The sequence below is a fragment of the Polynucleobacter sp. MWH-Jannik1A5 genome, assembly GCF_018881795.1.
Classification (GTDB): Bacteria; Pseudomonadota; Gammaproteobacteria; order Burkholderiales; family Burkholderiaceae; genus Polynucleobacter.
This window is the reverse complement of the sequence record NZ_JACVPQ010000002.1, coordinates 49,532-61,461: the sequence shown is the minus strand read 5'-3', so window position 1 is coordinate 61,461 and position 11,930 is coordinate 49,532. Positions and strand designations below refer to the sequence as shown.

Annotated in this window: 9 protein-coding genes; 5 read left to right on the top strand and 4 right to left on the bottom strand. The window is 45.0% G+C overall.

What is annotated here, in order from left to right; translation table 11 throughout:
* From ICN23_RS09660 to gloB, 3 genes are all read right to left on the bottom strand, one after another.
* Positions 1-1,878: propionate--CoA ligase (locus ICN23_RS09660; protein WP_216232041.1), on the bottom strand; the 1,878-nt coding region annotated here is incomplete at its 3' end.
* Positions 1,879-1,911: 33 nt separating this feature from the next.
* Positions 1,912-3,348 (bottom strand): transglycosylase SLT domain-containing protein, encoded by a 1,437-nt coding sequence (locus tag ICN23_RS09655; protein WP_216232040.1) that lies wholly within the window; start codon positions 3,346-3,348, stop codon positions 1,912-1,914.
* The gene (gene gloB / locus ICN23_RS09650) at positions 3,348-4,157 is read right to left on the bottom strand and encodes a hydroxyacylglutathione hydrolase (RefSeq protein ID WP_216232039.1); all 810 of its coding nucleotides are present in this window, start codon (positions 4,155-4,157) and stop codon (positions 3,348-3,350) included. Before gloB ends, ICN23_RS09655 begins: the two co-directional genes overlap by 1 nt.
* Positions 4,158-4,163: 6 nt before the next feature.
* Here gloB and ICN23_RS09645 point away from each other — a divergent pair, with 6 nt between their 5' ends.
* From ICN23_RS09645 to dnaQ, 5 genes are all read left to right on the top strand, one after another.
* Entirely contained in the window at positions 4,164-4,973 is an 810-nt protein-coding gene (locus ICN23_RS09645; RefSeq protein ID WP_216232038.1) for a class I SAM-dependent methyltransferase, read from the top strand.
* Positions 4,974-4,982: 9 nt separating this feature from the next.
* Entirely contained in the window at positions 4,983-5,435 is a 453-nt protein-coding gene (gene rnhA / locus ICN23_RS09640) for a ribonuclease HI (protein ID WP_216232037.1), read from the top strand.
* Between the two features lie 111 nt (positions 5,436-5,546).
* Complete coding sequence (locus ICN23_RS09635; RefSeq protein WP_216232036.1) at positions 5,547-6,860, top strand: efflux RND transporter periplasmic adaptor subunit; 1,314 nt, start codon at positions 5,547-5,549, stop codon at positions 6,858-6,860.
* Entirely contained in the window at positions 6,857-9,955 is a 3,099-nt protein-coding gene (locus ICN23_RS09630; RefSeq protein ID WP_216232035.1) for an efflux RND transporter permease subunit, read from the top strand. The genes ICN23_RS09635 and ICN23_RS09630 overlap by 4 nt, the downstream gene beginning before the upstream one ends.
* Positions 9,955-10,665, top strand: coding sequence for a DNA polymerase III subunit epsilon (dnaQ, locus tag ICN23_RS09625; RefSeq protein WP_216232034.1), 711 nt, complete (start codon positions 9,955-9,957; stop codon positions 10,663-10,665). The genes ICN23_RS09630 and dnaQ overlap by 1 nt, the downstream gene beginning before the upstream one ends.
* A gap of 8 nt (positions 10,666-10,673) precedes the next feature.
* On the opposite strand, the gene ICN23_RS09620 is transcribed toward dnaQ, so the two are convergent.
* A complete protein-coding gene (locus tag ICN23_RS09620) occupies positions 10,674-11,765 on the bottom strand; it encodes a tartrate dehydrogenase (RefSeq protein WP_216860599.1) in 1,092 nt (363 codons plus the stop codon).
* Between the last annotated feature and the right edge of the window lie 165 nt (positions 11,766-11,930).

Here is an 11,930-nt window from a genome sequence, read left to right as displayed (position 1 = left end):
CTTGGCGCTTTGCTCAATAATGGTCTTAATTTGAGCTAAAACAGACTGATCATCCATGGTGCTGATATCACCAGGATCGCGTCCTTCGGCAACCGCCTGAAGCGCGCGGCGCACAATCTTGCCTGAACGTGTTTTTGGCAAAGCCGTGACGATGTACACGCGTCCTGGACGAGCAATAGCCCCCAAAGTGGTGTCCACAGTTTTCATGCACTCAGCTTCCAAAGTCGCTGTATTTGAAGCATCCTTTGGAATAACAAAAGCAATTGCAGCCTGTCCTTTGAGTTTATCTTCAATACCAACCACAGCCACTTCTGAAATATTTGGATGGCTAGAAATACTCTCTTCAATCTCGCGAGTGCCAAGACGATGCCCAGCAACGTTAATAACGTCATCTGTTCGTCCTAGAATAAAGAAATAGCCGTCTTTATCTTTAATACCCCAGTCAAAGGTTGAATAGATCAACTTGCCAGGAATAGTTTCCCAATAGGTGCTGATAAAGCGCTTGTCGTCGCCCCAAACTGTTTGCATACAACCTGGAGGCAATGGGCCTTCGATGGCAATCACCCCTTTTTGATCTGGGCCCAACTCTTCGGATGTTGCGTCATCAAGCAACTTCATGTTGTAACCAAAAGATGGCACACCAGGTGAGCCAAACTTATGCGGCATGACTTCAACACCACGTTGGATTGCCAACATTGGCCAACCGGTTTCCGTTTGCCAGTAATTGTCCACGATCGGCTTATTGATGGCGCCATGAATCCAACTTGCAGTTGGTTCATCTAAAGGCTCACCAGCTAAAAACAAAGCACGCAATTTAGAAAGATCATGTTTTGTTAGGAACGCAGGATCTTGTTTCTTCAGAACGCGAACAGCCGTTGGTGCAGAGAACATGACAGAAACTTTGTATTTATCAACCAACTCCCACCAAATGCCCGCATCTGGACGCAAAGGCGTTCCTTCATACATGATGGTCGCCATTCCAGAAAGTAATGGCGCATAAATAATGTAGCTGTGACCAACAACCCAACCAATATCAGATGTACAGAACATCGTCTCGCCCGGATTGCCAGTGAAAATATGTTTCATGGATGCAGCAAGTGCTACGGCATATCCGCCGGTATCACGTTGAACGCCTTTTGGTTTACCAGTCGTACCAGAGGTATACAAAATATAGGATGGATGAGTTGCATCAACCCACTCAACAGGAACAACATCATTGAGGTGCTTCTGACGCTCAGTTGCATAATCCAAATCACGTCCAGCAACAGTTGTGAACTCAGTTAAGCCGCGATTCACAATCAATACTTTCTCTGGCTTATATTCAGCCAAAGTAATTGCCTCATCTAGCAAAGGCTTGTATGGGACGGCCTTTCCGCCGCGCGCACCGGCTTCTGCAGTTACGATGAGCTTTGGTTTTGCATCATCAATACGTGAGGCGAGGCTATGGGATGCGAAGCCGCCAAAAACAACAGAATGGATAGCGCCAATACGAGCACAGGCTAGCATTGCAAAACAAGCCTCAGCAATCATTGGCATATAAATTAGGACTCGGTCGCCCTTTTGAATGCCGTTTGCTTTATAGATTGCAGCCATACGATTAACTTCTTCATATAGCTCTTTAAATGTGTAAGTCTTCTCTTGATTGGTTTCTGTTGAGACCGCAACTAGAGCGATTTGATTTGGACGATCCTTAAGATGGCGATCTACAGCATTGAAGCAAAGATTCGTTAGGCCACCTTCAAACCATTTTGCAAATGGAGGGTTATCGTAATTTAAAACTTTATTAAATGGTTTTTCCCAATGAATTAATTGCGCTTGCTCGCCCCAAAATCCATCTGGGTCTTTAATTGAGCGTTCGTGGTGTGCTTTATAGGACATGGTCAACCTGATTTCTTAAAAAAGTTACTGAAATTACTGACTTTTGCTCGCCCCTTTACTGCTGTTATTGCTGCTAGAGGCGGCTGAACTACCATTTTTCGCAGATTTTGCAAGTCCTGTCGATGCGGATTTATGCTGAGATGCAGCATCTTTTTGAGAAGAATTACCCTTAGAAGTCGGTTTTCCAGTTGATTTGGCAGTTGTAGTGGGGGCACATTTTGCTGTCTTGCCACCCTTCCCTGCACTTGCAGGCTTAGGGCATTTGGGGGCTGGCGGCGCTGGTTTTTCCAAGCTTAAGCTGGCATTTTCTGCCATAGAAGAAGATACATCTCCAGGGCGGCGATTATTTTTAGGAATAAGCACGGTAGAACCTGCGCGAATCCGCATTCCTCGCGGAATACCATTGACCTCTCTAAGAGTATCAACATCTACGCCCAAGGTTTTTGCTGCCTGATCAACACTTTCCGTTTTCGATACCTGAACGGCAGTCCATGAAGAAAGTGGTTTGTCGTATTGCTTCAAGTTAGATTGAAAGATTTCTGCATGGGCAAATGGCAGCAGAATTTGCTGGTTTGCATTACTTAAGATAACCGGCTTATTAAATGATGGATTTAAGCTATGAAATTCATCTGAGGGGATTTCGGCTAATTTAATTACTAGAGACACGTCAATATCACTGCCGACATCAACGGCAACAAAGTACGGGTGATTTTCAAGTTCTGGCAAAACTATTCCATAGGCCTGTGGATCCAAAACGATTTGACGATATGCCATTAGTTTGGGAACGTAATTTCGAGTCTCTCGTGGCAACGTCAAACTCTCATAGTCAGTTGGCAAGCCAGCAGCTACATTGCGCTTCTGCGCTTTAGCAATATTCCCGGCCCCCCAGTTATATGCAGCCAAGGCCAACTCCCAGCTGCCGAATTGATTATGCAGACGCTGCAGATAATCCAAAGCCGCATCAGTAGATTGCACGACATCACGACGCTCATCTCTAAACACGTTTTGCGTTAAACGAAAATCTTTACCTGTAGCTGGCATAAATTGCCATAAACCTACTGCTTTAGCGCTCGACTTGGCATGAGTTACAAATGCACTCTCTACAAATGGTAGTAGCGCTATCTCTGTAGGCATATTTCGCGCATTAACTTCTTGAACAATGTAAAACAAATAACGCGATGAACGCGTCATCGAGCGATTGACATAATCTGGCCTCGCAGCCAGCCAGCGTACCTGTTCAATTTCAAGCGGAGTATTCATGGGCTCCATTTGAAAGCCGTCACGAATGCGGATCCATAAATTATCCGAAGGCGCATAAATCTTGCTGACAGATTGATTTTTAAGATTAACGCGGGTGGCCTTAGAGGACTTAGGATTAGCCTTAGTCGGAGTATCTGAAGACCAATCCCCAGTACTCGCGCAGCCACTCAAGAAAGCGGCAATGACTACCGCCGCATACAAAATGCGCATCAGAAACGATCTTTCCAGGCGCGAATTACTGCTAGCACATGGGCTGGGGATGGTAAATCTGATTGCCCAGAGACCTCTTTGGCCATTGCAATAACTTCCGGCTGATCACAGCGCATGAAAGGATTAACTTGTAGCTCCTGACCAATTGTTGTGGGGAGTGTTGGTAAGCCTTGTTCGCGGAGGGATTTTGCTTGCTCTGCCCATGAAACTAAATTGAAGTTATTGGGCTCAACTGCTAAAGCAAAGCGAATATTAGATAAGGTGTACTCATGAGTGCAGAAAACCAAAGTGTTTTTTGGCAAGGCAGCAAACTTAGCGAGCGACTCACTCATTTGCGTTGGCGTACCCTCAAATAATCTGCCGCAGCCAGATGCAAATAGCGTGTCGCCACAGAACAGCATTGGCTCTACTACGTTGGCCTGCATGTTGGCAAAATAGGCAATGTGGCTGAGGGTATGACCTGGAACCTCAAAAACTTTAAGACTAATTCGAGGGGCGGTAATTTCAACCTTATCGTCCTGCATGACTGCAACAGTTCGACCTGGAATGTTGTCGCCTACTGGTCCATAAACTGGAATATCAGCCCCTAAGCTTTCCAACAGGGAAAGAATTCCACCGGTATGGTCTGCATGGTGATGGGTAATTAAGATTCCCTTGAGGGTTAATTTATTTGCCTTCAGGTATGCCAGGGTGGGTTGCGCATCCCCTGGATCCACCACTAAAGCAGAGCTGCCATCGTGAATGCACCAAATATAGTTATCATCAAAGGCCGGTATGGGCCAGACCTGCAATAAAGTATTCTTATCCATAGACTCATGATACCAACCCCACCCATCCCCTCTCAGATGCCTGCACCCTCTTGGGAAAAATGGCTGCAATCTCCGCCGGGGCGCTATGTACTTAATTGGGAGCAACAATGCTTTGATCAAATCGTTGCGGATGTCTTTGGATTTCATGCCGTCCAAATTGGGTTACCTCAGATTAATACACTATCTGAAAATCGGATGCCATTACATGCAGTTCTCATTCATTCAAACGATAGTCTCGCCACTGCGAGCCGCCAAAACTGGCATTTAATTGAGGCTAGTTCGACTGAACTCCCTTTTGCAAGTGAGAGTCTAGATTTAATTGTTTTGCCTCATGTACTGGAGTTTGCTTCAGACCCCCATCAGATATTGCGCGAAGTAGACAGAGTCCTTCGACCTGAGGGTCGCCTGATCATTTCAGGCTTTAACCCTGCAAGCCTATGGGGCGCCAGACAATACCTCAGCAGATTAATAGGCAGCCCCTACCTCCCTAGAGATGGTCAATTTATCAGCCTCATACGCATTAAAGATTGGTTAGAGCTACTCAATTTCTCTTTAGATCGCGGTCATTTTGGTTGTTACAAATTCCCACTTCAGGGCGAAGCAGTCATGAAGAAAATGAATTTCCTTGAAAAAATGGGCAACCGATGGTGGCCTATATTCGGAGCAGTTTTTCTGGTCTCGGCAATCAAGCGCCAACAAGGCATGCGTCTCATTGGCCCAGCTTCACTAGTCCGCATACCAGCAATCAATCAATTGAGCCCCGCAGCGGAGCGCAGTAATCTGCAAAACCAACTCAACAGTAGCAATACCAAGTAAATTATTGCTATGCCGCATAACAAACTCCCTCATATCGTCATTTATACCGATGGCGCCTGTAAAGGTAACCCTGGCCCTGGTGGCTGGGGAGCGGTGCTGCGCTCAGGAGGTCATGAAAAGCATATTCATGGCGGCGAAAAGCTCACCACCAACAATCGCATGGAAATATGCGCGGTGATTTTTGCTCTAAGAGCCCTAAAGCAGCGAAGCACTGTTGAGCTATGGACCGACTCACAGTATGTCCAAAAAGGGGTAACTGAATGGCTTGAAGGATGGAAAAAACGTGGGTGGAAAACGGCCAACAAGGATCCCGTTAAAAACGCGGATTTATGGCAAGAATTAGATGCCCTACTTCCAGACCATGACATCTCTTGGCATTGGGTTAGAGGGCATAACGGCCATCCTGGGAATGAATTGGCCGACCAATTGGCCAATAAGGGTGTCGAGGAGTTTTTGCCCTAGGACCAGCGCCTGCCTCTAGTCACCAATAAAGGCATCTTATGAGAGAATGGTTCTGCCCTAGATGCCCTAAAAACAGCATATAAACCCCAGAAAACCAAGAAAAACGAGACTGTGTCAAAAATAGAATCCTCCCTTGATAAATTGCTAGTCAAGATCGTACAACTGAAGGGTGCTGCTAAATCTCGCTTATGTGCCCTTTGGAGTAAATATTTGCCACCGTTTAGCATGCTAAAAGGCATCAATTACGGCTCTACCAAATCATTTATAAAGCAGTTTAAGTGGCGCATTTTGATTATTTTGATTCTGCTGTATGCAGGCTCAAAAACATACGATTATTTTTTCCCGGCAGGCAAGAAAGCCGGCGGCCCCCAAACGATCACCAGCATTGTGGTGGAAAAAAAGGATGTACCACTGATCATCGAGGCAACTGGCACGATTGTCTCCAATAGTATTGTTGATATTCGTCCGATGGTGACCAATACCGTTACCAAAATTCACATCAAGGATGGGCAAGAGGTAACAGAGGGTCAACTTCTGTTCAGCCTAGACGATCGCAATGACAAAGCCAACTACGAAAAACTCAAGGCTTTAGCCGATGATGCTCAGAAGCAATATTTGCGCGCCAAGGAATTGGTGGCTAAAAATTTCATTTCCAAGGCGGGATTAGAAACCTCTTTAGCTAACGCTAAGTCAGCCCAAGCAGCTGCACGTTCTGCAGAGGTACAACTTTCCTTTGACTCTATACGCTCGCCTATTAATGGTCGTGCAGGCATCATTAATGTCTTTCCAGGCTCATTCGTGCAAGCAAGCAATGCAGTAATTAGCTCAACGAATGCTTCTGCTACATCCACCACTGGATCGATGGTGACTATTACACAACTGAATCCTATTAACGTTCAGTTTGTGGTGCCTGAAAAAGATATTCCAATAATTTTGGAAAACAAAAAGGCAGATGAACCTCTAAAGGTAAAAGTTACTGTTGGCAACACCGGAAAAACCGTTTACGAAGGTCAGGTGCTGGTGATAGATAACCAAGTAGATCCGGCGATTGCAGCAGTGAGAGTGAAAGCACAAATTCCTAATGAAAAGATGGAGCTCTTGCCTGGTCAGTTTGCACGCATTTCTCTGAATGCCAACACTCTAAAAGATGCCTTAGCGGTACCAACCCAAGCAATCGTTATTAGTCCATCGGGACGACTTGTCTACGTAGTGGACAAAGATGACAAAGCAGTAGCTAAGCCAGTCAAAGTGACTTATGAATATCAAGGCACTTCTGTGATAACTGGTATTCAGGCTGGGGATCGAATTGTGGTCGAAGGCAAGCAGAATTTACGAACTGGCAGCAAAGTACGTGAGGCTAAAGTCAGCAAAGGCCCTGCTCCTGCCGCCCCTGCTAACAACACCCCCGCTGCAGAGCAAAAATGACGCTTTCTGAGTTATGTATTAGACGTCCCGTCATGACGGTGTTGCTATCTATTGCAACCGTTATTGCTGGAAGCGTAGCGTATTTCAAAATTCCAGTAGCTGCACTACCTAGTTTTAATACACCAATTATTTCTGTAACGGCAAGTCTGCCTGGAGCTGCGCCAGAAAATATGGCATCCGCAGTTGCTTTGCCGCTTGAGAAAGAATTCTCAACAATCGATGGCATTAAGGTTATTAGCTCTACGAACTCCCTTGGTTCAACCAGCATCACTCTGGAATTTAATAACGACCGCGATATTGATAAAGCCGCGGTAGATGTGCAAGCGGCACTGTTGCGTGCGCAAAGACGCCTACCCATTGAAATGACGATACCTCCGTCATATCGAAAAATTAATCCAGCAGATACACCAGTACTCATTGTCAGAATGAGTTCGCCATCAATTAGCCTCTCGGAAATGAATGCCTATGCTGAGAATTTAATGGCGCCTAATTTATCGACTATTACAGGCGTATCTCAAGTTTCTGTGTATGGCGCTAAACGTTACGCTGTTCGCGTTAGCGTAAGACCCGACGCCTTAGGCAATCGCAACATCACGATGGATGAAGTGGCAGCTGCGATTAATAAAGCCAATACAAATAGTCCTGTTGGTACGCTGGATGGCCCGCGACAACTTATTACTATCTATGCCAATCCTCAGTTGGTTAAAGCTGAGGAGTTTGGCAATCTCATCATTGCGCAGCGCAATGGCTACCCAATTTATCTTAAAGATGTAGCGGATGTTCAGGAAAGCTACGAAGATGTCAAAACTTTTGCCTCTGCAAAAGGTGAGAGATCAATTGCGATTGGCATTAATAGACAACCTAATGCCAATACGGTTGAGGTAGTGGATTCTATAAAGCGCTTGCTGCCTTCACTCAAAGCGCAAATGCCAGATTCGATTCAGCTAACGCTTATCAATGACCGCTCACTCTCCATTATTGAATCTATTCATGATGTGAATATCACCCTGCTATTCACTATTGCGTTGGTTATTCTGGTGATATTCCTGTTCCTTAAGCATGTTTCCGCCACTGTCATCCCCTCTATCAGTCTACCAATCTCTTTGATTGGCGCTTTTTTTGTTTTCTACTTTCTTGGGTACAGTCTAGATAACATTTCCTTGCTGGGTATTACGTTAGCCGTTGGTTTGGTTGTAGACGATGCCATTGTTGTTCTTGAAAACATCATGCGTTACGTTGAAAAAGGCATGGATCCCCTCAAGGCTGCCCTCAAAGGAAGTAGAGAGGTGGGCTTCACTATTGTTTCTATTTCTTTATCTCTAGTTGCTGTATTCATACCCCTGTTCTTTATGGCCGGTCCAATTGGCCTCCTCTTTAGAGAGTTTGCAGTTGTAGTTACGCTTTCTATTTTGGTCTCTGCAGTTGTGTCCCTAACAATTGTGCCAATGTTGTGTAGTCGCTTTTTGCCTAAGCCGGATCACAAGCCAAAAGAATATGAAATTACTAAGAAATTTGATCGCCTCTTTGATTGGACGTTAAAGTCATACGTTCACTATTTGGACTTAGCTTTAGTAAATCGTAAAAAGGTACTCTGGGGAGCGATTGCTAGCTGCGTCATTACAGTTGCTCTATTCGTCTATAGCCCAAAGGGATTCTTTCCCGAAGAAGATATTGGCCAATTGCGAGTCACCGTTGAAGCTTCTGAGGACACATCTTTTAAAACAATGATTGCCTTGCAAGATCAAGCAGCCAAAATCGTTGATAGCGATCCCAATGTCGCAACGTCGATTTCTATTTTGGGTGGCGGCCAAAGCTCAGGACGTAATACCGGGCGGTTCTTCATTATTTTGAAGCCGAAAGGCGAGCGTCAAAAAATGAGTAAGGTCATGGAAGGTCTTCGGACCAAGTTCAGAGAAATTCCTGGCATCCAGGTGTATATGAGTCCGGTGCAGAATCTACAGTTGGGTGGACGAAGCAGTAAGAGCCGTTATCAATTTACATTGCAAAGCGTTGGCTTTGAAGGCGTGAATGAGTGGGCTGATAAGTTATTGCAAAAAATGCGTACAGACCCTATTTTTAGGGATGTCACAAGCGACTCTCAATTAAAGGGCCTTAACGTCAAAATCGAAATCGATCGTGAAAAAGCAGCTAGCGCTGGTGTATCGATTGCTGATATCAGAACGGCACTCTACTCTTCATTTGGTGAGCGTCAAGTTTCCACTATCTACACACCCGTCAATACTTACTATGTCATTCTAGAAACGGCAGAGGATGATCGGCAATTTGAAACAGACTTGAACAAAGTGTATGTAAGGGGTCGAGCAACCGACAAGCTCATACCCTTATCTAGCCTAGCAAGCTTTGTGAGAACAGTGGGTCCAACCGCGGTAAACCACCAAGGCCAAATTCCAGCCGTGACAATTTCTTTTAACCTCGCGCCAGACGTCTTCTTGGGTGATGCGACTAAGGCAATCGATACGTTTGTGAAAGAAGTGGATTTACCGCCCTCAATCATTACCAGCTATGGTGGCGATGCTGCGGTCTTTAAAGACAATCAATCCGGCCAAGTGATCTTGCTGTTAGCAGCATTAGGGGTCATTTATATTTTGCTCGGCGTTTTATATGAGAGCTACATTCATCCGCTTACTATTTTGGCCGGCCTACCTTCTGCTGCTATTGGTGCGATATTAGCTCTACGTATTTTTGGCTTTGAACTTACTATTGTTGCGTCAATTGGCATCCTGCTTTTAATTGGTATTGTTAAGAAAAATGCGATTTTGATGATTGACTTTGCCTTAGATGCGCAACGAAATCAAGGAATGAGTCCCGAGAAAGCGATCCGCGAAGCTTGTATTTTGCGCTTTAGACCGATCATGATGACAACGATTGCTGCTTTGATGGGCGCACTTCCAATCGCGCTTGGCCTTGGTGCCGGCGCAGAGTTGCGACAACCACTTGGCATTAGCGTTGCTGGTGGACTTATTTTTTCTCAGTTTGTGACACTGATTATTACGCCAGTCATTTATCTATATCTGGATAAATATGCGGGTAATGGCCCTATGGACATTCCAGCTTCTGTTTTAGAGGGAACCTAATGCGTCAAGTTATTCTCGATACCGAAACTACCGGTTTAAATCCTGCTACAGGAGACCGCATCATTGAAATTGGATGCGTTGAGATGGTTGGCCGCCGTTTAACGGACCGAACCTTTCATTACTACATTAATCCGGAGCGCGATATTGACGCGGGCGCCTTTGCTGTTCACGGTCTCTCAAGAGAGTTTTTATCTGATAAGCCAATCTTTGCAAACATTGTTGAGCAACTGATTGAGTTTGTCGATGGCGCTGAAATCGTGATTCATAATGCAGCTTTTGACTTAGGCTTTCTGGATAATGAGTTCGCACTCTTAAAACGTCCGCCGTTCAGAAATCTAGCATCAAAGGTTACTGACACCTTGCTCGATGCTCGGCAAATGTTTCCTGGTAAACGAAACTCTTTAGATGCTTTATGCGAGCGTTTCTCTATTAGCAATAAACATCGTACTTTGCACGGCGCGCTTTTAGACGCCCAACTATTGGCCGAAGTATATGTAGCAATGACCAGGGGTCAAGAAGACCTTTCCATTGATCTCATTGATTACACGGTTGGAGCAGATTCCTCTGGCCATACGAAGGCTCTACCAACTAATTTAAAAATACTATCAGCATCAGATGATGACTTGCAAAGTCATGAAAAAATTCTCGCTGAGATTGCTAAGGCAAGTAAAAAGGACTCCGTATGGAGCCCTTTAAGTACAGCCAGTTAAGCATTCAATTAGATTGCGTCAGCAATCGCCTTACCTAAATCATCAGTTTTTGCAGTGCCGCCTAGATCTGGCGTCAAAGGTGCATTTCCGGGACCAGAGGCCAATACCTTTTCAATAGCATTAAAGATAGCTTTGCCAGCTTCAGGGTAACCCAGGTGATCTAACATCATCGCCCCACTCCAAATCTGACCAATTGGGTTTGCAATCATCTTGCCAAAAATATCAGGCGCAGATCCATGTACTGGCTCAAATAAAGAAGGAAACTTGCCTTCTGGATTAATACTTCCAGATGGAGCCACTGCAATTGTTCCAGTACATGCAGGACCCAGGTCAGAAAGTATGTCGCCAAATAAATTACTTGCAACAACTACATCGAAGCGATCAGGGTTCATGACAAACTGCGCTGCAAGAATATCAATATGGTATTTATCAGCTCTTACGTCAGCATAATTCTTTAACATTGCTTCAACACGCTCATCCCAGTAAGGCATCGTAATCGCAATGCCATTTGATTTGGTTGCAGATGTAATGTGCTTCTTGGGACGAGATTGCGCTAGATCAAAGGCGTATTTCAAAATGCGATCAACGCCCTGTCTTGTAAATACGGATTCTTGAATCACAATTTCACGGTCTGTATCGGGGAACATTTTTCCACCAACACTAGAGTACTCACCTTCAGTGTTCTCACGTACAACAAAGAAATCAATGTCGCCAGGCTTGCGATTTGCCAATGGGCAAGGAACGCCTGGCAGCAAACGCACTGGGCGCAAATTAACATATTGATCAAAGCCGCGACGGAACTGAATCAAGCTTCCCCATAAAGAGACGTGATCAGGGAGAATATCTGGCATTCCAACGGCACCAAAGAAAATGGCGTCGTACTTCATCAAAGTATCAAACCAATCATCAGGCATCATCTTGCCGTGCTTGAGATAGTAATCACAACTTGCAAAGTCGAAATGATCGAACTGCATTCCGAGATTAAATTTACGATTAGCGGCCTCGAGTGCACGAACACCCTCTGGCATGACTTCTTTACCAATACCATCGCCAGGAATGACGGCAATCTTTGGATTCTTAAAAATTTTCTTTGCGTTCATGGGTGATTAGTCTCTTTATATTTTTTTGTGAGTATTCATTTTACAAATTTCTAGCTAATGGCTCTGCGGATCTGATCAGGCGCTTTTTTCCCACCCTTTTCAACAGACTCACTATCGTAATCAGTTGTATTTTCAATGGTCTCTGGTACGGCCTCTAGCATGCGA